At 67.3% G+C, this 20,544-nt stretch carries 17 protein-coding genes; 8 read left to right on the top strand and 9 right to left on the bottom strand.

Features of this window, described 5'->3' with window-relative positions:
* Positions 1 to 6 precede the first annotated feature (6 nt).
* Entirely contained in the window at positions 7 to 1,290 is a 1,284-nt protein-coding gene (hemL, locus tag HWX36_RS07855; RefSeq protein ID WP_175951601.1) for a glutamate-1-semialdehyde 2,1-aminomutase, read from the bottom strand.
* 177 nt (positions 1,291 to 1,467) lie between these two features.
* Complete coding sequence (locus HWX36_RS07860) at positions 1,468 to 1,932, bottom strand: hypothetical protein (protein WP_175951602.1); 465 nt, start codon at positions 1,930 to 1,932, stop codon at positions 1,468 to 1,470.
* Between the two features lie 247 nt (positions 1,933 to 2,179).
* Between HWX36_RS07860 and HWX36_RS07865 the strand changes: the two genes are divergently transcribed.
* The gene (locus HWX36_RS07865; RefSeq protein WP_175951603.1) at positions 2,180 to 3,397 is read left to right on the top strand and encodes a Bcr/CflA family multidrug efflux MFS transporter; all 1,218 of its coding nucleotides are present in this window, start codon (positions 2,180 to 2,182) and stop codon (positions 3,395 to 3,397) included.
* Positions 3,398 to 3,492: 95 nt separating this feature from the next.
* Here the strand turns inward: HWX36_RS07865 and HWX36_RS07870 are convergent, their stop codons facing one another.
* The 3 genes from HWX36_RS07870 to zwf form a co-directional block, all read right to left on the bottom strand.
* Positions 3,493 to 5,421 (bottom strand): bifunctional transcriptional regulator/glucokinase, encoded by a 1,929-nt coding sequence (locus HWX36_RS07870; protein WP_175951604.1) that lies wholly within the window; start codon positions 5,419 to 5,421, stop codon positions 3,493 to 3,495.
* Positions 5,399 to 6,079 carry a 6-phosphogluconolactonase gene (gene pgl, locus HWX36_RS07875; protein ID WP_175951605.1) on the bottom strand — a complete coding sequence of 227 codons (681 nt, stop codon included), beginning with the start codon at positions 6,077 to 6,079 and terminating at the stop codon, positions 5,399 to 5,401. The genes HWX36_RS07870 and pgl overlap by 23 nt, the downstream gene beginning before the upstream one ends.
* Before the next feature lie 88 nt (positions 6,080 to 6,167).
* A complete protein-coding gene (zwf, locus tag HWX36_RS07880) occupies positions 6,168 to 7,637 on the bottom strand; it encodes a glucose-6-phosphate dehydrogenase (protein ID WP_175951606.1) in 1,470 nt (489 codons plus the stop codon).
* A 431-nt stretch (positions 7,638 to 8,068) separates the two neighbouring features.
* Between zwf and HWX36_RS07885 the strand changes: the two genes are divergently transcribed.
* The 4 genes from HWX36_RS07885 (at position 8,069) to ugpC (ending at position 12,471) form a co-directional block, all read left to right on the top strand.
* A complete protein-coding gene (locus tag HWX36_RS07885; RefSeq protein ID WP_175951607.1) occupies positions 8,069 to 9,316 on the top strand; it encodes an ABC transporter substrate-binding protein in 1,248 nt (415 codons plus the stop codon).
* 138 nt (positions 9,317 to 9,454) lie between these two features.
* Positions 9,455 to 10,393: a sugar ABC transporter permease gene (locus HWX36_RS07890; RefSeq protein WP_175951608.1), complete on the top strand. Its 939-nt coding sequence runs from the start codon at positions 9,455 to 9,457 to the stop codon at positions 10,391 to 10,393.
* Complete coding sequence (locus HWX36_RS07895; protein WP_011544828.1) at positions 10,383 to 11,240, top strand: carbohydrate ABC transporter permease; 858 nt, start codon at positions 10,383 to 10,385, stop codon at positions 11,238 to 11,240. The genes HWX36_RS07890 and HWX36_RS07895 overlap by 11 nt, the downstream gene beginning before the upstream one ends.
* A gap of 112 nt (positions 11,241 to 11,352) precedes the next feature.
* A complete protein-coding gene (gene ugpC / locus HWX36_RS07900; protein WP_175951609.1) occupies positions 11,353 to 12,471 on the top strand; it encodes a sn-glycerol-3-phosphate ABC transporter ATP-binding protein UgpC in 1,119 nt (372 codons plus the stop codon).
* Positions 12,472 to 12,557: 86 nt separating this feature from the next.
* Here the strand turns inward: ugpC and HWX36_RS07905 are convergent, their stop codons facing one another.
* The 3 genes from HWX36_RS07905 to trxB all read right to left on the bottom strand — a co-directional run bounded on the left by HWX36_RS07905 (position 12,558) and on the right by trxB (position 15,047).
* Positions 12,558 to 13,181, bottom strand: a complete 624-nt coding sequence (locus HWX36_RS07905) for a trimeric intracellular cation channel family protein (protein WP_124613300.1) — start codon at positions 13,179 to 13,181, stop codon at positions 12,558 to 12,560.
* Positions 13,168 to 13,947: a Smr/MutS family protein gene (locus HWX36_RS07910; protein WP_175951610.1), complete on the bottom strand. Its 780-nt coding sequence runs from the start codon at positions 13,945 to 13,947 to the stop codon at positions 13,168 to 13,170. The genes HWX36_RS07905 and HWX36_RS07910 overlap by 14 nt, the downstream gene beginning before the upstream one ends.
* Before the next feature lie 137 nt (positions 13,948 to 14,084).
* Positions 14,085 to 15,047: a thioredoxin-disulfide reductase gene (trxB, locus tag HWX36_RS07915; RefSeq protein ID WP_175951611.1), complete on the bottom strand. Its 963-nt coding sequence runs from the start codon at positions 15,045 to 15,047 to the stop codon at positions 14,085 to 14,087.
* A gap of 439 nt (positions 15,048 to 15,486) precedes the next feature.
* Between trxB and HWX36_RS07920 the strand changes: the two genes are divergently transcribed.
* The 3 genes from HWX36_RS07920 to HWX36_RS07930 all read left to right on the top strand — a co-directional run bounded on the left by HWX36_RS07920 (position 15,487) and on the right by HWX36_RS07930 (position 20,016).
* On the top strand, positions 15,487 to 17,796 hold the full coding sequence (locus tag HWX36_RS07920; RefSeq protein ID WP_175951612.1) for a DNA translocase FtsK: 2,310 nt from the start codon (positions 15,487 to 15,489) through the stop codon (positions 17,794 to 17,796).
* Positions 17,797 to 17,842: 46 nt separating this feature from the next.
* On the top strand, positions 17,843 to 18,532 hold the full coding sequence (lolA, locus tag HWX36_RS07925) for an outer membrane lipoprotein chaperone LolA (RefSeq protein WP_105817564.1): 690 nt from the start codon (positions 17,843 to 17,845) through the stop codon (positions 18,530 to 18,532).
* A 173-nt stretch (positions 18,533 to 18,705) separates the two neighbouring features.
* Positions 18,706 to 20,016 carry a replication-associated recombination protein A gene (locus HWX36_RS07930; RefSeq protein WP_089445121.1) on the top strand — a complete coding sequence of 437 codons (1,311 nt, stop codon included), beginning with the start codon at positions 18,706 to 18,708 and terminating at the stop codon, positions 20,014 to 20,016.
* A 45-nt stretch (positions 20,017 to 20,061) separates the two neighbouring features.
* On the opposite strand, the gene HWX36_RS07935 is transcribed toward HWX36_RS07930, so the two are convergent.
* Positions 20,062 to 20,328, bottom strand: a complete 267-nt coding sequence (locus HWX36_RS07935; protein WP_114176381.1) for a DUF2164 domain-containing protein — start codon at positions 20,326 to 20,328, stop codon at positions 20,062 to 20,064.
* Between the last annotated feature and the right edge of the window lie 216 nt (positions 20,329 to 20,544).

Below are 20,544 nucleotides of genomic sequence, written 5' to 3' on the forward strand. Positions count from 1 at the left end.
CCCGGGTCAGGCAGCGAGTGCCGTGAATGCGCGGCGCGCGGCCGCGAGCGTCGCGTCGATCACCGTGTCGTCGTGCGTGCTCGACACGAAGCCGGCCTCGTACGCGGACGGCGCGAAGTACACGCCTTCGTCGAGCATCAGGTGGAAGAAGCGGTTGAAGCGCTCGGTATCGCTCTTCGTGACTTCCGCGAAGCTGGTCGGCACGCGCTCGGCGAAGTAGAGGCCGAACATCGCGCCGATCGAGTCGGCCGCGAACGGCACGCCGGCCGCGCGCGCTTCGGCCGCGAGGCCGTCGGCGAGGCGCTTCGTCTGCGCGGTGAGCGCGTCGTAGAAGCCGGGCGCCTGGATCAGTTGCAGCGTCTTCAGGCCCGCGGCGACCGCGATCGGGTTGCCCGACAGCGTGCCGGCCTGGTAGACGCCGCCGAGCGGCGCGAGGTGGGCCATGATGTCGCGGCGGCCGCCGAACGCGGCAGCCGGCATCCCGCCGCCGATCACCTTGCCGAGGCAGGTGAGGTCGGCCGTGATCCCGTAGTAAGCCTGCGCGCCGCCGAGCGCGACGCGGAACCCGCACATCACTTCGTCGAAGATCAGCACGGCGCCGTGCTTCGTGCACAACGCGCGCAGCGCGTTCAGGAATTCGGGCGTGCCGCGCACGAGGTTCATGTTGCCCGCGACCGGCTCGACGATCACGGCGGCGATCTCGTCGCCGAACGCGCCGAACGCTTCTTCGAGCGCGGCGACGTTGTTGTATTCGAGGACGGTCGTGTGCTTCGCGATGTCGGCAGGCACGCCGGCCGACGTCGGGTTGCCGAACGTCAGCAGGCCCGAGCCGGCCTTCACGAGCAGGCTGTCCGCGTGGCCGTGGTAGCAGCCTTCGAACTTGACGATGCGGCTACGGCCCGTGAAGCCGCGCGCGAGACGCAGCGCGCTCATCGTGGCCTCGGTGCCGCTCGACACCATCCGCACCTGCTCGATCGACGGCACGAGCTTGCAGATTTCCTCGGCGATCTCGATCTCGGCTTCGGTCGGCGCGCCGAACGAGAAGCCGTCGGCGAGCACGTTCTGCACGGCCGACAGGACTTCCGGATGGACGTGGCCGACGATCATCGGGCCCCACGAGCCGATGTAGTCGATGTACTGCTTGCCGTCGGCATCCCAGAAATACGGGCCTTGCGCGCGCGCGACGAAGCGCGGCGTGCCGCCGACCGAACGGAATGCGCGCACCGGCGAGTTGACGCCGCCGGGAATGGTCTTCTGGGCGCGTTCGAAGAGGATCTGATTGTTGGACATGGACGAAACCTGCGAGAGAAGGGCGCGGGGGCCTGTGCACGGGCCGCGGCGCCTGGGCGGAACGATCCGTCCGATTGTACCGGAGACGCGCGCGGCGGGCCCGCGGCGCGGTCTGCGGCCTTTCGGCGCGTGAAGGATCGCGCAGTCCGGGACGGAAGACGGCGTGATTCGGCCCCGTTACCGACCCGGCAACGGTGGCGGCTTGCGCTTGCCGGTCAGCTCGGCCCAGCGCTTCTCGAGCGGGCCTTCGACCATCGGCTTGATCACCGTGCCGGAGCTCTGCGCATCCCAGGTCTGCACCGAGTACGGATGGACGCGCAGAGCGTCGCGCGCGATCACCACGTCCTGGTGCGCATCGACCAGCCAGTCGTACACGAAGTCGATGCACAGCCGGTAGCCGCGCTTCGTCGACGGATCGGGCACCTCGTACGGCGCGCGCGTCACGTAGCCGGAGCCGAATACGCCCTTGGGCGCTTTCGCGACGCGATGCAGGAACACGCGGTCGCCGGGCAGGATGCCGCGCGCGAAGCCGCAGCCCCACACGTCATGCACGGCCTCGCCGGCCTTCACGCGCGCAGCGACGTCGGGCAGCTCGGGCCATGGCCATTTCTTGGGGCTCCAGATCAACAGGAAAGCGGTCATCGGGTCGGTCGTGCGTCGAAGTGGTCAGACAAGAGGCGGGAAGAACTGCAAGCTTAATCGAATCCCGGCGCGCGATTCCGCGCGGCGGCCGTCGCACCGGTGTTTTCCCACCTGCCGCGCACTTGGCCACCGGCGCGTAAAAAAGTTGCGCGTACAATCATGGGCCTGGGCGCGCCGTTCGCGGCGCGGCTTCCCGTCTTCACCGCCACGCGCGCCCCGATGCGCGCGGGCTCCAATCCGGATACCCATGTCTCACGTCATCCGACGCCGGCCCGATGCCCGGCTGATCCTGTTGCTCGGCGCGCTCGCCGCCTGCGGGCCGATCGCTACCGACATGTACCTGCCGAGCCTGCCGTCGATCGCCGACGGCTTCTCCGTCAGCCCCGGCGCCGCGCAGCGCACGCTGACGAGCTTCATGGCCGGTTTCTCGGTCGGCATGCTGCTGTACGGCCCGCTGTCCGACACGTGGGGCCGACGCCCCGTGCTGCTCGGCGGCATCGCGCTGTTCACGCTTGCGAGCATCGGCTGCTTCGTGTCGACTTCGATCGACATGCTGATCCTCGTGCGCTTCCTGCAGGCGCTCGGCGCCGGCGCGGCGTCGGTGCTGTCGCGTGCGATCGCGCGTGATGCGCACGAGCCGACCGACGCGGCAAAGGTGCTGTCGATGGTCGCGATCGTCACCGCGGTCGGGCCGCTGCTCGCGCCGCTGATCGGCGGACAGATCCTGCGCTTCTCCGGTTGGCGCGGCGTGTTCGTCGTGCTGGCCGTGTTCGGCGCGGTGTGCGCGGCGACCGCGTACCTGCGCGTGCCCGAAACCTGGCCGAAGGAGCGGCGCAAGAGCGCGGCCGTGCTCGCGTCGTTTGCGTCGTACGGGCGCATCCTGTCCGATCCCGTTGCCTGGGGACACATGCTGTGCGGCGGGATGGCGTTCGCGTCGATGTTTTCGTACATCACCGCCACACCATTCGTGTACATCGAGTATTTCCACGTGTCGCCGCAGCACTACGGGCTGCTGTTCGGCCTGAACGTCGTCGGGATCATGATCGGCAACTTCACGAACACGCGGCTCGTCGGCCGCATCGGTTCGCTGCGCATCATCTCGGCCGCGTCGCTCGTGAGCTGCATCGCGTCGCTCGCGGTCGCGCTCGTCGCGCTGACCGGGTGGGGCGGGCTGTGGTCGATCGTCGTGTGCCTGTTCTTCGTGGTCGGCGTGGTCGGGATCCTGTCCGCGAACTGCACGACCGACCTCATGCATCGCTATCCGCACAACGCGGGCGCGTCGGCCGCCGTGTTCGGCGCGATGCAGCTCGCGCTCGGCGCGCTCGCGAGCGTCGCGATCGGCGCACTCGCGGACGGCACGCCGTTCGCGATGGGCGTGACGATCGGCGTCACGGGCGTGCTGTGTTTCGCCGGGCGCTACCTCGTGCTGCGCTGGCACGGGCGGCCCGTCAAAGCGGGCGCGTGAACCTTGGCCTGACGGCAGAATGAAAAACGCCACCGCGCGCTGCGCCGGTGGCGTTTTTGTTTCGAGCGGCGGAAAGCGGCTGCCGCCGAGCGGTGTCAGTCGCGCGCGACGTCCTTCGCCGCCGGCGATGCGCCGTGGCTCAGCCAGTCGAGCACGTCGGCCGTTTCGTCGTCGCTCGCGCGTGCCTTCGCCTGCGCGACGGCCTCGGGCAGTTCGCCGTTCGTCGACGCACGGCGGATCGCGACGCCGACCGCGAGGATGTCGATCATCAGCAGATGCAGGATCCGCGAGATCATCGACAGCTGCGATTCGCGCATCTCGATGTGGTCGGTTTCGAGCGCGACGGTCGCACGCTTGGCGAGCGGCGTGTTGCTCGACGTGATCGCGATCACCTTCGCGCCGGCCTGCATCGCGACGTCGAGCACGCGCAGCAGCTCGGGCGCGCGCCCCGACTTCGACACCGCGACGATCACGTCGCCCTTGCCGAGCAGCGCGGCCGACGCGGCCTGCATGTACAGGTCGCCGTACGCGATCGTCGGGATCCCGAAGCGGAAGAACTTGTAATGCGCGTCCTGCGCGACGATGTTCGAGTTGCCGAGCCCGTAGAACTCGATGCGCCGTGCGCCGTTCAGGATCTCGATCGCGTTCTCGACGTGCTCGAAATTCAGGTGCTCGCGCAGTTGCAGGATCGCGGACACGGTGTTGTCGAGCACCTTCGCGCCGAAGTCGGTGGCCGTGTCGCCGAGATGCACCTGGCTGTGGCTCATCGGGATCGTGCCGGTGAGGCCGGTGGCGAGCTTCAGCTTGAAGTCGGACAGCCCCTGGCAGCCGAGCGAGCGGCAGAAGCGGATCACCGTCGGCTGGCTCACGTCGGCCTTGCGCGCGATGTCGACGATCGGATCGTTGATGATCGAGCGCGGATGGTTCAGCGCGAGGTCGGCGACGCGGCGCTCGGCCGGCGTCAGTGCGTCGCGCATCTGGCGGATTCGCTCGAACACGGCCGACGACGCACCGCCCGAGCGGTTCGACAGCTGCTCCGCGAGGATTGCCGACACGCCGAGGAACGCCGGGTATTCGGCGGTGATCAGGTAGGTCGGGATGTTCTCGAGATAGTGCGTGAAACGGCCCTTCGCCTCGAAGCGCGCGCGGAACGACGAGCGCGTGAACAGTTCGCCGAGCTTCAGCGCGACACCGCCGCCGATGTACACGCCACCGAGTGCGCCGAGCGTCAGCGCGACGCTGCCCGCGAACGCGCCGAGAATCCCGCAGAAGCATTCGACCGTCTCGAGCGCGAGCGCGTCGCCCGCATGCGCGCGTTCGACGATCTCGACCGTGTCGACGGTCGCGGCGACGCGCTTCTTGTCGCGCGCGGCGAGCGCGCGATAGATGATCTCCATGCCGGGGCCCGCGCACACGCGTTCGAACGACACGTGCGGGAACTTCTTGCGCGCGTACTGCAGCACCAGGTCCTCGCGCTCATCCTGCGGCGCGAACGATGCGTGGCCGCCTTCGCTGCCGAGCGCGATCCAGCGGTCGTCGGCCGGAATCAGCCCCGACACGCCGAGCCCGGTGCCGGGCCCGAGCAGCCCGATCACGCTGTTCTGGCGGCGCGTGCCGCCGCCGACCTGCACGCGCTGCGCGTCGGTCAGGCCCGGCAGCGCCATGGCCAGCGCGGTGAAATCGTTGACGACGAGCAGCGTGTCGAAGCCGAGCGCGCGGCGCGTCGCCTCGATCGAGAAGCTCCAGTCGTGGTTGGTCATCGTGACCTGGTCGCCGTCGACCGGATTGGCGATCGCGATCGCCGCGTGGTTCACGCGGCTGATCTTCACGTCCTTCAGGTATTTGCGGATCGCGTCGGTGATCGTCGGATAGTCGGCGCCGGGATACACGCGGATCTGCGTGATCTCGCCCGGGCCGGTTTCCAGCGCGAAGCGCGCGTTGGTGCCGCCGACGTCCGCGAGCAGGCGCGGGCCGTCGGCATGCTGACCCGCGACGACCGCCTTACTTTGCGCACCAGTAGACATCGAGCTGGGTCCCCTTGTCGTTGGCCAGTTGGGAAATCGCGTTCTTCTGCAGCGATGCGGCCGCGGCGTCGAGCACCGCGCGCTTGCGTTCGCCCGCGATCAGCAAAAACAGCCGGTCGACGCGCTTGAGCGCATCGAGCGAAAAGCTTACGCGCGCGTGCGGCGCGGCGCCCGGATGCACGGCGACGAAACGCTCGGGCGTCGTGATCGCATGATCCCATTCGGGCGCATCGGCGAAGATCGACGCGGTATGGCCGTCCTCGCCCATGCCGAGCACCGCGACATTCGGCACGCGGTAGTCGGCGTTCGCGTTCAGCGCGGCGACGTGCGCGTCGAGCGCGGCGCGCGTGTCGACGAGCGGCAGGAAGCGGGCAGGGGCGGCTGCATGCAGCAGCAGCGTGTCGCGCACGAGGTGCGCGTTGCTGGCTGCGTCGTCCTCCGGCACCCAGCGGTCGTCGACCAGCGTCACGTCGACGCCGGCCCAGTCGAGCGCCGCGTGCGACAGCGTTTGCAGGAACGGGCGCGGGCTCGTGCCGCCGGACACCGCGAGCGTCGGGCGCGCGGGGCCGGCGAGCGCGGCGCGCAGCGCATCGCCGACGGCGCGCGCGAGCGCTTCGCTTTGCGCTTCCTGGGTGTCGAAAGCGTGGATCTCGATCACATCTCCTCCGGACTGCTTTGTCTGTTCAAATCGTACGAATCGTGGGGCACGTTGCCGCGGACGGTGGCGCGCGCGGCAACGGCTTGCATCAGTTTTCTTCTTCGAGCCAGCAGGTGTCGTGCTGCGCGAGCATCGCGCTCGCCGCGGCCGGCCCCCAGGTGCCCGCCGCGTACGGCTTCGGCGGTTTCAGCGAGCGCGCCCATTCGTTCAGGATCGGCTCGACCCAGCGCCATGCGGCTTCCTGTTCGTCGCGACGCACGAACAGCGCGAGCCGGCCGTTGATCACGTCGAGCAGCAGGCGCTGGTACGCCTCCATCTGCCCTTCCTTGAAGAACCGGTCGAACGCGAGGTCGAGGTGCACGCTCGCGAGGTTCATCCCTTCGCCGGGCTGCTTCGCGAGGCAGTACAGGCGGATCGTCTCGTTCGGCTGCAGCCGGATCACGAGGCGGTTCGAGCCGGGACGCAGCGCGGTGGGGCCGAGCGCCGAATGCGGCACCGGGCGGAAATTGACGACGATCTCCGCGACGCGGTCGGCAAGCCGCTTGCCGGTGCGCAGGAAGAACGGCACGCCGGCCCAGCGCCAGTTCTCGATCTCGACCTTCAGCGCGACGAAGGTTTCGGTCTGGCTGTCGGACTTCACGCCCGGCTCGGTCGCGTAGGCCGGCACCTGCGCGCCCTTGATCACGCCCGCATGATACTGGCCGCGCACGGCAACCTTGCCGATGTCGCGCGGATCGACCGGCTTCAGCGCGCGCAGCACGCGCAGCTTCTCGTCGCGCACCGAATCCGAATCCATCGAATGCGGCGGCTCCATTGCGACGATCGACAGCAGTTGCAGCAGGTGGTTCTGCACCATGTCGCGCAGTGCGCCGGTATTGTCGTAGAAATCGCCGCGCGCCTCGACGCCGAGCTCCTCGGCGATCGTGATCTGGATGCTCTCGACCCATTCGCGGCGCCACAGCGGCTCGAACAGCGCATTGCCGAAGCGCAGCGCGAGCAGGTTCTGCACGGGTTCCTTGCCGAGGTAGTGGTCGATCCGGTAGATCTGGCCTTCCGCGAAGATCTCGCCGACCGCGTCGTTGATCGCGTTCGACGACTTCAGGTCGTAGCCGAGCGGCTTCTCGAGCACGATGCGCGAGCCTTCGCTCAGGCCGACCGACGCGAGCGCGTTGCAGATCGGCACGAACAGCGACGGGCCCGTCGCGAGATAGAACACGCGGATGCCGGGCAGCGATGCGATCGCGTCACGCAGCACGGCGTAGTCTTCCGCGCGGCCGAGGTCGAGCTTCACGTACTGGATGCGCTGGAGAAAGGACTTCCACGCGGCTTCGTCGAAGGCCTTGCCGGCCGCCTTGACCGCATGCGGCTTCACATGCGTGTCGACCCACTCGAGATAACCCGCCTGATCCGATTCGTGCCGCGCCACGGCGACGATCCGGCCGCTCTCCGCCAGCATGTTCGCACGATGCGCCTCGAACAGCGCGGGCAGGATCTTGCGCATCGACAGATCGCCGGTGCCGCCGAAAAGTACGAAGGTAAAGCTGGAATCGGTATGCATGTGTCTCCGCCGGTTTTGGGGTGCTGGGAAGCGATCCGTAGTGCGATAAAAATATTTTTGACACTGAATTGTAGTTTAACTACAATCCGCCGCAAGGGGTAGCACCTGGGTGAAGAAAAAAAGAAGTGTGGTCGATGAACTGCGCGAGCTTCGCCTTCGGGAACGCCATGTGCCGAATGTTATCGGACATTGACGGCGCGCATCGTCAGCGCGACGTCGACCCCGGGCTCGCGCCGCATCATCGCGGCGGGCCAGAAACACAAAGAGGAGACACGCCGTTGAATCTCGATTCACGCTTTCTGTAAGAGCCCGGCCGGTCATCGGCCCCGTACGCTGCATGCGTCCCGCGGCTCGATTTCCCCGTCGTTATCAAGAAGCCGGTTCCCCGTCAGGGAACCTCACGAGTTGATTCAGTCTGGAGGAGATAAGTAATGAAAGTTCGCTCGATCATGGGCGCGCTCTGCGCCGCAGGCCTGATGGCTGGCGCCGTGGCGGCGCAGGCAGCCGAGAATGTGACGGTGCTGCACTGGTGGACCTCGGGCGGCGAGTCGAAGGCCGTCGGCGTGCTGAAAGACGACTTGCAGAAGCAGGGCTACGTGTGGAAGGATTTCGCGGTCGCGGGCGGCGCCGGCGCCGCGGCGATGACCGCACTGAAGACCAAGGTGATCAGCGGCGACGCACCATCGGCCGCGCAGATCAAGGGCCCGCTGATCCAGGACTGGGCCGACCAGGGCGTGCTCGTCAACATCGATTCCGCTGCCGGCGACTGGAAGCAGAACCTGCCGCCGGAAATCGACAAGATCATCAAGTACAAGGGCCATACCGTCGCGGCGCCGTTCTCGGTGCACCGCGTGAACTGGCTGTACATCAACAAGGCCGCGCTCGACAAGGTCGGCGCGAAGGTGCCGACCACCTGGCCTGAATTCTTCGCGGTGGCCGACAAGCTGAAGGCCGCGGGCATCCAGCCGGTCGCGATGGGCGGCCAGCCGTGGCAGGACCTGACGCTGTGGGAAGACGTCGTGCTGTCGCAAGGCCCGGCGTTCTACAAGAAGGCGCTGGTCGACCTCGACCAGGCGACGCTGACGTCGCCGCAGATGCTGTCCGTGTTCGACACGGTGCGCAAGATCCAGGGTTACTTCGATACCGGCCGTAACGGCCGCGACTGGAACCTCGCGACCGCGATGGTGATCAACGGCAAGGCCGGCATGCAGTTCATGGGCGACTGGGCGAAGGGCGAGTTCGAGAACGCCGGCAAGAAGGCGGGCAAGGACTACATCTGCGCGGCGGTGCCGGGCACGGCGAATTCGTACACGTTCAACGTCGATTCGTTCGTGTTCTTCCAGCAGAAGGGCCAGAAGGCCGCGACGCCGGGCCAGCTCGCGCTCGCGAAGACGATCATGACGCCGGACTTCCAGGAGCAGTTCAGCCTGCTGAAGGGGTCGGTGCCGGTACGTCTCGGCGTGAAGATGGACAAGTTCGACGACTGCGCGAAGAAGTCGTATGCCGACGAGCAGACCGCGATCAAGTCGGGCGGCTTCGTGCCGTCGCTCGCGCACGGGATGGCGCAGAGCGATGCGACCGCCGGCGCGATCACGGACGTCGTGACGAAGTTCATGAACTCGCAGCAGGATTCGAAGAGCGCGGTCGCCGCGCTCGCGAAGGCCGCGAAGGTCAAGTAACGCGCGGCAGGCGCCCGGCCGGACACGCTTCATCGGCCGGGCGTTTTCGCATGTGCAGCAAACGGGCTCGCCCGCGGGCTCGCGCCGTACCCGGCGCCGGCCCGGCCCGCGCCGCCCTCGTTCCAGGAGTCGAATCAAGTGGCTGCCCCTCTTAGCGGAAACGGATCCGGCGCTGCCGCCGCACGGCGCACGTCGCCGATGTCGGCCTTCGCCGATCGCTGGATCCCGAAGCTCGTGCTTGCGCCGAGCGTCGCGATCGCCGTGGTGTTCATCTACGGCTTCATCCTGATTACCGGCTATCTGTCGCTGACCAATTCGCGACTGTTGCCGAACTACGAATTCGACGGCTTCGGCCGTTACACGGACCTGTTCCAGAACGACGTGTGGTGGACTTCCGCCGCGAACCTCGGCTGGTTCGGGATTCCGTTCATCGCGATCTGCGTCGCGCTCGGGCTGTTCCTCGCGATCCTGCTTGACCAGCGGATCCGCAACGAAGGCGCGCTGCGCGCGGTCTTCCTGTATCCGATGGCGCTGTCGTTCATCGTGACCGGCACCGCGTGGCAGTGGATCCTGAACCCGGGCCTCGGCCTCGAGAAGGTGATGCACGACTGGGGCTGGACGAGTTTCTCGTTCGGCTGGCTCGACGATCCGGACAAGGCGATCTTCTGCGTGGTGATCGCGGCCGTGTGGCAGTCGACCGGCTTCGTGATGGCGCTGTTCCTGGCAGGGCTGCGCGGTGTCGACGCCGAGATCTTCAAGGCCGCGCAGGTGGACGGCGCGACGCTGCCGACCATCTACCGCAAGATCGTGATCCCGAGCATGCGCCCGGTGTTCTTCTCGGTGCTGCTGATCCTCTGCCACATCACGATCAAGACCTTCGACCTCGTCGTCGCGCTGACGGCAGGCGGCCCGGGCACGTCGTCGTCGCTGCCGGCCATGTTCATGTACACGTTTTCGTTCAACCGCGGCCAGCTCGGGCTCGGCGCGGCGTCGTCGGTGATGATGCTCGCGACCGTGGTCGCGGTGCTGGTGCCGCTGATGTATATGGAATCGAGGAGCACCCGCAATGCAGCCTAAGATGACGATCAGCCGGGCAGTGATCTATGCGGCGCTGATCCTGTTCGCGCTGTATTTCCTGTTCCCGATCTACGTGATGCTGTCGACGTCGTTCAAGGATCTCGACCAGCTGCGCACCGGCAACCTGCTGACGCCGCCCACCACATGGACCGTCGACCCGTGGGTGAAGGCCTGGAGCGGGGCATGCACCGGCGTGCGCTGCGACGGCATGAAGCCGTTCTTCCTGAACTCGCTGCAGATGGTGATCCCGGCCGTGCTGATCTCGTCGCTGATCGGTGCGTTCAACGGCTACGTGCTCACGCACTGGCGCTTTCGCGGCGCCGACGCGCTGTTCACGATGATGCTGGTCGGCTGCTTCATCCCGTTCCAGGTGATCCTGCTGCCGATGGCGCGCCTGCAGGGGATGCTCGGCCTCGCCAATACGATTCCGGGCCTCGTGTTCGTGCACGTCGTGTACGGCATCGCGTTCACGACGATGTTCTTCCGCAACTTCTACGTGAGCGTGCCGGCCGAACTGGTGAAGGCCGCGCGCATCGACGGCGCGGGCTTCTTCACGATCTTCACGAAGATCCTGCTGCCGGTGTCGCTGCCGATCTTCATGGTGTGCCTGATCTGGCAGTTCACGCAGATCTGGAACGACTTCCTGTTCGGGATCGTGTTCTCCGGCGTCGATTCGATGCCGATCACGGTTGCGCTGAACAACCTCGTCAACACGTCGACGGGCGTGAAGGAATACAACGTCGACATGGCCGGCGCGATCATCGCCGCGCTGCCGACGCTGCTCGTCTACATCGTCGCCGGCCGCTACTTCGTGCGCGGGCTGACGGCGGGCGCGGTGAAGGGGTAAGCGCGGCTTCATCCGATACGACGAACCGGCCGCGCTTCGCGCGCGGCGCATCGAAACGAACCCGACGCGGCGCCGGAGTGCGCCGCGCGAGACGAGACAGAGGATTCACAGCATGGCAAGCCTTTCCATCCGTGACGTGTACAAGACCTACCCGAACGGGGTGCCGGTCCTGAAGGGTGTCGACATCGAGATCGAGGACGGACAGTTCCTGATCCTGGTCGGCGGGTCGGGCTGCGGGAAGTCGACGTTGCTCAACATGATTGCCGGGCTCGAAACCGTGACGAGCGGCGAGATCTGCATCGACGGCAAGGTCGTCAACGACCTGTCGCCGAAGGATCGCGACATCGCGATGGTGTTCCAGTCGTACGCGCTGTATCCGTCGATGACGGTGCGCGAGAACATCTCGTTCGGCCTGAACATCCGCAAGGTGCCGAAGAGCGAACAGCAGCAGATCGTCGACCGCGTGTCGCAGATGCTGCAGATCCAGCACCTGCTCGACCGCAAGCCGGGCCAGCTGTCGGGCGGCCAGCGCCAGCGCGTCGCGATGGGCCGTGCGCTCGCGCGCGATCCGTCGCTGTTCCTGTTCGACGAGCCGCTGTCGAACCTCGACGCGAAGCTGCGCATCGAGATGCGCGCGGAAATCAAGCTGCTGCACCAGCGCCTCGGCACGACGATCGTCTACGTGACGCACGACCAGATCGAGGCGATGACGCTCGGCGACCGGATCGCGGTGATGAAGGACGGCGTGGTTCAGCAGTTCGGCGCGCCGCAGGACATCTACGATTCGCCGTCGAACCTGTTCGTCGCGGGCTTCATCGGCGCGCCGCCGATGAACTTCATCAACGGCAAGCTGGTCGAGCAGGGCAGCGGGATCGCGCTCGAAGTCGACACGGGCGTCAAGCGCGGCGCGCTGAACCTGCCGTTCGATGCGGCGAAGCTGAAGTCGCACGTCGGCCGCGAGGTGATCCTCGGCCTGCGCCCGGAGCGCATCACCGACGTGCGCCACGCGCACAACGGCGACGCGTCGCACCTGCAGCCGTTCGACGTGCGCGTCGACGTGACCGAGCCGACCGGGCCGGACACGCACGTGTTCGCGCAGGTGAACGGCAAGCGCATCGTGAGCCGAGTGCATCCGGCCGCGAACCCGCAGCCCGAACAGACGCTGTCGCTGCTGTTCGACGTATCGAAGGCGGTGCTGTTCGATCCGGCGTCGGAAGAGCGGATCGCGTAACGGTGCGCGCGCGCTGAATGAAGCAAGGAGGGGCCGTCTTCGGACGGCCCCTTTGTTTTTGCGCTGCGCTGTCGCTGGGTTGGCCGTCAGTGCGGCAGCCGCACGTCGAACTTGAACGTCGCGAGCCGTGCGACGAGGATGAAGCCGGTCGCGAGCAGCACGCTGTACACCGAGTCGAACTGCAGCCACGCGAGCAGCAGGTAGAACCAGCAGCCGACGAACGCGCAGGTCGCGTACGGCCGCGAATCGCGCAGGATCAGCGGGATGTCGTTGCACAGCACGTCGCGGACGATCCCGCCGACCACGCCCGTGATCACGCCCATCATCACCGCGATGAAGCGCGGCATCTCGGCATCGAGTGCGATCGCCGTACCCGAAATGCTGAAGATCCCGAGCCCGATCGCATCGGCGACGAGCAGCAACCGTTCGGCCGACAGCCGCGACAACATTCGCAGCACGAACGGCGCGAACAGCGCGAGCACGAAGATCGCGATCACGTAGTCGTCGTGCACGACCCAGTAGAACGGCCGGCGCTCGAGCAGGATGTCGCGCAGCGTGCCGCCGCCGAACGCGGTGGCGAGCGCGACGACGAACGTGCCGACCGAGTCGAGGCGGTTCTTGCGCGCCTCGATGAAGCCCGAGATCGCAAAGGCCAGCGTGGCGATCGCCTCCAGTATCGCGATCGCGAGCGTCAGCCTAGGATGCGGCACGCGGCCCCCGGTCGCCAGGCGCCGCGAACGGCTGCAGCAGCACCAGCACCGCGCCCGCGCCGCCGTCGTGACCGCGCGCCTCGCAGAATGCGATCACTTCTTCCTTCTGCACGAGCCACGCGCGCACCTTGCCTTTCAGCACGGGTTCCTTGCCGATCGAGCCGAGCCCCTTGCCGTGGATCACGCGCAGGCAGCGCAGCCCTTTCTTGCCGGCTTCGCGGATGAATTCGGCGAGCGCATCGCGCGCCTCGTCGCGCCGCATCCCGTGCAGGTCGATCTGGGCCTGCACGATCCAGGCGCCGCTGCGCAGCTTGCGCACGACGTCGCGGCTGATGCCCGGACGGTGGTAGTACAGCGAGTCGTCGCTGTCGAGTAGCGTCTCGGGATCGAATTCGTCGGACAGCGTCGCGTTCAGCACGGCTTCCTCGTCGCGCTGCGTCTGCTTCGGCACCGGGTCGGGCGGCGTGCGGCCGGCCGCCGCGCGCGGCGGCGCCTTCAGCGGCTGGATCGCGCCGATCTCGTTGCGGAACAGGTTCGCATCGGCTTCCGCCTTGCGTTCGGCCTTGGCCGTTTCGATGCGCTCGCGGTCGCGGCGATCGGCTTCGCCCTGCAGCGACTTGCGCAGCGCGCCGAGGCCGGCGAGCCCCTGGCCGCGCAACGCGGCGGGATCGGGCGCGGGCGGCGGTGCGTCGGGCGCGGGGTTTGCGGGACGGGCGGCGATCTGCCGCTTCGCGGGATCGCTCGGATGGGGCTGGTTCTTCGCCATGATTCGGTACGCAGGGCAGGCGCGTTCGGGCGCGCGGGCAAAAAAAAGCCGCTGCACGGCGGCAGCGGCTTGTCCGGCCAGACCCGCTTCGCGGCAGCGGACGCCATTGTAGCGCCCGGCGCGACAGGTCTCGCGGCTTACTTCTTGTCGTGCAGGCTTTCGAGGTAGCGCTGCGCGTCGAGCGCGGCCATGCAGCCCGTGCCGGCGCTGGTGATCGCCTGGCGGTACACGTTGTCCTGCACGTCGCCCGCGGCGAACACGCCCGCGACGCTCGTCGACGTCGCGTTGCCGTGCAGGCCGCTCTTCGTCAGGATGTAGCCGTCCTTCATCTCGAGCTGGCCCTGGAACAGGTCGGTGTTCGGCTTGTGGCCGATCGCGACGAACACGCCCTGCACGTTGAGGTCTTCCGTTGCGCCGGTCTTCACGTTCTTGATGCGCAGGCCGGTGACGCCCGAATCCTCGCCGGTCACTTCGTCGAGCACGTGATCCCACTTGATCACGACGGCGCCTTCCTTTTCCTTCTCCAGCAGGCGGTCGATCAGGATCGGTTCCGCGCGGAACTTGTCGCGGCGGTGGATCACCGTGACCTTCTTCGCGATGCCCGTCAGGTAGAGCGCTTCCTCGACGGCCGTATTGCCGCCGCCGATCACCGCGACTTCCTGGCCGCGATAGAAGAAGCCGTCGCAGGTCGCGCAGGCCGAGACGCCCTTGCCCATGAACGCTTCCTCGGACGGCAGGCCGAGATACTGCGCGGACGCGCCGGTCGCGATGATCAGCGAATCGCACGTGTATTCGCCCGAGTCGCCGATCAGGCGGATCGGCTTTTCGTGCAGCTTCGCGGTGTGGATGTGGTCGAACACGATTTCGGTGTTGAAGCGCTCGGCGTGCTCGAGGAAGCGCGCCATCAGCTCCGGACCCTGCACGCCTTTCGCGTCTGCCGGCCAGTTTTCGACGTCGGTCGTGGTCATCAGCTGGCCGCCCTGCGCGATGCCGGTGATCAGCACCGGGGACAGGTTGGCGCGGGCCGCGTAGACGGCAGCCGTGTAGCCGGCGGGGCCGGAACCGAGAATCAGGACTTTGGCGTGTTTGGGCGTGGACATGTGCGAATCCGTAAAAGGCGGCCGCGGCGGGCGGGGTAGGGCTCGCCGTACGATCCGGGTTGACCGGGATGCCGTCATAGATGGGTATCAGACGCGCATTATAAAGGTCCCGTTGCTGCGTTGCCGAACGAGAGTTTCAATCGAGGCGATAGTGTCGCGCGGCGCAACGGCCGCGCACGCGGGGCGGGCGGGGCGCGCGGCGGCGCGTCGCCGCACGGGGGCTGCGGGGCGGGACGCCGGCTCGAGGCGGTACGGCAGCGGTGCCCGGCGGGGAGCCGGACCGGCGCAAAAGGGCCGCTGCGGCGCACTTGCGCCGGGCCGGCCGTACCCCGGCCCCGTTATGTAACCGTCATTTACACTTGGCGGCCCGGTGCAGCGTTTACAATAAGCGGGATCGAACGACAGGCGGGCGCACGGCCCGTCCTCTTTATACGGATTCATGGCAAAAGCTCCTTATTCCGCCCAGGCACAGGCGTTGCCGCACCGGATGTCGAAGCTCCTCACGGAGATCCGCTGGATTCTCCAGGTCGCGCTCTGCGCATTTCTGGTGATGGCCCTGCTGAGCTACAGCCGGCGCGATCCGAGCTGGACGCACGCGGCCCAGGTGGACCACATCACGAACTGGGCCGGCCGCGTCGGCGCCTGGACGGCCGACATCATCCTGCTGCTGTTCGGCCTGTCGGCCTACTGGCTGATCGTGCCGCTCGCGCGGCGCATCGCCGTCAACTATCGCCGCATCACGCGTCACGAGGCGGTCTCGGACGAAGCCGAGCGGCCGATCGGCTGGCTCACCGAAATCCTTGCGTTCATGCTCGTCGTGCTGGCGTGCGACGGCATCGAGGCGCTGCGCATGTGGTCGCTGAAGGTGCAGTTGCCGCGGGCGCCCGGCGGCGTCGTCGGCGAGGCCGTGGCGGGTGCGATGTCGCATGCGTTCGGCTTCACGGGCGGCACGCTGCTGCTGCTGATCGCGCTGGCGATCGGCCTGTCGCTGTATTTCCGCTTCTCGTGGCTGTCGGTGGCCGAGCGTGTCGGCGGCGCGATCCTGTCCGCCGTCAACGTCGCGAAGCTGCGCCGCGAGGCCGAGCTCGACCGCAAGCTCGGCGAGGCCGCGGCGGTGCGCCGCGAAGGCAAGGTCGAAGAGGAGCGTGTGCGCATCGAGGATCACGAGCCGGTGACCATCGTGCCGCCGGTCGTCACGCCCGTGAAGTCCGAGCGCGTCGAGCGCGAGCGTCAGGTGCCGCTGTTCACCGACCTGCCGGGCGATTCGACGCTGCCGGCGGTGTCGCTGCTCGATCCCGCGCCGAAGGCCCAGGAGGCGATCTCGGCCGACACGCTGGAATTCACGTCGCGCCTGATCGAGAAGAAGTTGAAGGACTTCGGCGTCGAGGCGAGCGTCGTCGCCGCGTATCCGGGCCCGGTCGTCACGCGCTACGAGATCGAGCCGGCCACCGGCGTGAAGGGCAGCCAGATCGTCAACCTCGCGAAGGATCTCGCGCGCTCGCTGTCGCTCGTGTCGATCCGCGTCGTCGAGACGATTCCCGGCAAGAACTACATGGCGCTCGAGCTGCCGAACCAGCGCCGCCAGACGGTGCACCTGTCCGAGATCATCGGTTCCGAGGTGTACGCGGCCGCGTCGTCGGCGCTGACGCTGAGCCTCGGCAAGGACATCGGCGGCAAGCCGGTGTGCGCGGATCTCGCGAAGATGCCGCACCTTCTGGTCGCCGGCACCACCGGTTCCGGCAAGTCGGTCGGGATCAACGCGATGATCCTGTCGCTGCTGTACAAGGCGACGGCTGACCAGGTGCGCCTGATCCTGATCGATCCGAAGATGCTCGAAATGAGCGTCTACGAAGGCATTCCGCACCTGCTGTGCCCGGTCGTCACCGACATGCGCCAGGCCGGCCACGCACTGAACTGGACGGTCGCGGAAATGGAGCGCCGCTACAAGCTGATGAGCAAGCTCGGCGTGCGCAACCTCGCGGGCTACAACAACAAGATCGACGAAGCCGCGAAGCGCGAGGAGAAGATTCCGAACCCGTTCAGCCTGACGCCGGAGGATCCGGAGCCGCTCGGCCGCCTGCCGAACATCGTCGTGGTGATCGACGAATTGGCCGACCTGATGATGGTCGTCGGCAAGAAGGTCGAGGAACTGATTGCACGGATCGCGCAGAAGGCGCGCGCGGCCGGCATCCACCTGATCCTCGCGACGCAGCGTCCGTCGGTCGACGTGATCACCGGCCTCATCAAGGCGAACGTGCCGACCCGGATCGCGTTCCAGGTGTCGTCGAAGATCGACTCACGCACGATCCTCGACCAGATGGGCGCCGAATCGCTGCTCGGGATGGGCGACATGCTGTACCTGCCGCCGGGCTCCGGGCTGCCGGTGCGCGTGCACGGCGCGTTCGTCGGCGACGATGAAGTCCATCGCGTCGTCGAGAAGCTCAAGGAGCACGGCGAGCCGAACTACGTCGAGGGCCTGCTCGAAGGCGGCACCGCCGACGGCGACGAGGGCTCGGCCGGCGCGGGAACCGGCGAAGGCGGCGGCGAGTCTGATCCGCTGTACGACCAGGCGGTCGAGATCGTCATCAAGAACCGCCGCGCGTCGATCTCGCTCGTGCAGCGCCACCTGCGCATCGGCTACAACCGCGCGGCGCGGCTGCTCGAGCAGATGGAGCAGTCGGGGCTCGTGTCGGCGATGTCGTCGAGCGGCAACCGCGAAATTCTTGTGCCGGCGCGCGACGCGGAATGAGTCCGCGGCGTTCGCAGCGCCGGCCACCCAGGGAGAAAACCGCAATATGCAGCAACATTCGTTCGCAATGTCCCTTCGTTCGACGCGGCGCTGGCTCGGCGCGGCGCTCGCCGGCGCATCGCTGATGCTCGCGGCGACGCACGCGTTCGCGGGCGGCACCGAGCAACTGAAGGCGTTCGTGTCGCAGGTGCGTTCGGCGAAGGGCGACTTCACGCAGCAGATCGTCAAGGCGCCGGCCAAGGGGGCCAGCGCCGCGCAAGCCGTACCGAAGCCCACCGACAATTCCAGCGGCACGTTCGTGTTCGCGCGCCCGGGCAAGTTCATCTGGACGTACCAGAAGCCGTACCAGCAGGTGCTGCAGGCCGACGGCGAGAAGCTCTACGTGTACGACCGCGACCTGAACCAGGTCACCGAGCGCAAGCTGAACGGCGCGCTGGGCGCGAGCCCGGCCGCGATCCTGTTCGGCAGCAACGATCTCGACAAGAACTACACGCTGCGCGATGCCGGCGAGAAGGGCGGCATCGAGTGGCTCGAGATGCTGCCGAAGGCGCAGGACACGCAGTTCCAGCGGATCGGCATCGGCTTCAAGAACGGCACGCTCGCCGCGATGGAGCTGCACGACGTGTTCGGCAACGTCACGCTGCTGACGTTTACGAACATTCAGACGAATCCGCCGCTGAAGGGCGATACGTTCAAGTTCGTCGTGCCGAAGGGCGCCGACGTGATTACCGGCTGACCGGCGCCGCGCGCTGCTGTGTCCCCGACGGGCCTGCCGGCGACGGCAGGCCCGTGTTGTTTCCGGGGTTTGCGGGCACGGGCACCCGGTGCGGCGGTGCTTTCGCGCGGCTGTCATAATGTCGGGTCCGGCGGCCGGTTCGGCCGCCATTGTTAGATGTGGAGCGAGGGTTCATGTCCGACCTGTTTCAAGTCGAGCCGCGCCGCCCGCTCGCCGAGGCGCTGCGGCCGAAGACGCTCGCCGAGGTGATCGGCCAGACGCATTTGCTGGGCGAAGGCAAGCCGTTGCGGCTCGCGTTCGAATCGGGCAAGCCGCATTCGATGATCCTGTGGGGGCCGCCCGGCGTCGGCAAGACGACGCTCGCGCGGCTCACCGCGCTCGCGTTCGACTGCGAGTTCATCGCGCTGTCCGCGGTGCTCGGCGGCGTGAAGGACATCCGCGAGTCGATGGAGCAGGCGAAGGACACGCTGAACCGCACCGGCCGCCACACGATCCTGTTCGTCGACGAGATCCACCGTTTCAACAAGGGGCAGCAGGACGCGTTGCTGCCGTTCGTCGAGTCGGGGCTCGTGACCTTCATTGGCGCGACGACCGAGAATCCGAGCTTCGAGGTCAACTCGGCCTTGCTGTCGCGTGCGCAGGTGTACGTGCTGAAGTCGCTGGACGACGACGAGATGCGCCAGTTGCTGAAGCGCGCGCAGGAAATCGCGCTCGACGGCCTTTCGTTCGACGACAAGGCGATCGACACGCTGGTCGGCTATGCGGACGGCGACGCGCGGCGTTTCCTGAACCTGCTCGAGCAGGCGCAGACGGCGGCCACCTCGGCCGGCACCGCGACGATCGACGCCGAGTTCGTCAGCAGCGCGATGACGCTGAACGCGCGGCGCTTCGACAAGGGCGGCGACAACTTCTACGACCAGATCTCGGCGCTGCACAAGTCGGTGCGAGGTTCGAGCCCGGACGGCGCGCTGTACTGGTTCTGCCGGATGATCGACGGCGGCGCGGATCCGAAATATCTCGCGCGGCGGATCGTGCGGATGGCGTGGGAAGACATCGGCCTCGCCGATCCGCGCGCGCTGCAGATGGCGAACGACGCGGCCGAAACCTACGAGCGGCTCGGCTCGCCTGAAGGCGAGCTTGCGCTCGGGCAGGCGGTGATCTATCTCGCATGCGCGGCGAAGAGCAACGCGGGCTACAACGCATTCAACCAGGCGATGGCGTTCGTGAAGCAGGACAAGTCTCGCGAGGTGCCCGTGCATCTGCGCAACGCGCCGACCAAGCTGATGAAGGAACTCGGCTACGGTCACGCTTACCGTTACGCTCACGACGAGCCGAATGCGTATGCGGCCGGCGAGACGTACCTGCCGGACGGGATGCGCGAACCGCGCTGGTACAAGCCGGTGCCGCGCGGGCTCGAATCGAAGATCGCCGACAAGCTCGCGTGGCTGCGCGAACTCGACCGCGAGGCCGGCAAGAAGGACTGACGGGCGGGTGCGCGGTGCGGTCCGGCCGGCGCCGTCGCGAACGCGTCAGCGCTTGCGGCCCGGCTGCTTCTTCCAGTAGTCGAACGGCTCCTCGTGGCATTCGATGTCGAGCTCGGCGACCCGCGCATGCAGGCGCTCCTGCGCATCGGCGATCGCGAGGTTGTAGATCGCGGGTGCGATCTCCTCGACGAAGAAGTGCAGCAGCGCGCCGGCCTGGATATTGCCGATCGGCTCGTCCATGTTTTCTGTGAAATAGCGTTGCAGCGACGCGATCGCGCGGTCGCGTACGTCCTTGTCCAGTTCGATGGCCATCGGGTTCCTTGAGTAGCGGTGACGTGTGGCGGGTGTCTCGTTCGATGCGCTGCCGCGGGCGCGCACGGGTGTTTCGCGATCCGCTGCGCGTCGATGCCGCGCGATTTCGCGGGGGCTGGCGGGCGGAGCGGCAATGCGATACTGCCATGGCCGTCGCACCACGGTCATCGCCCGTTTGCAGCATTGTCCGTCCGGCCAGTGCCGTGGCGGCCCCGC

This window comes from Burkholderia sp. BCC0405 (assembly GCF_902833075.1).
In the GTDB taxonomy this organism is placed as follows: Bacteria; Pseudomonadota; Gammaproteobacteria; order Burkholderiales; family Burkholderiaceae; genus Burkholderia.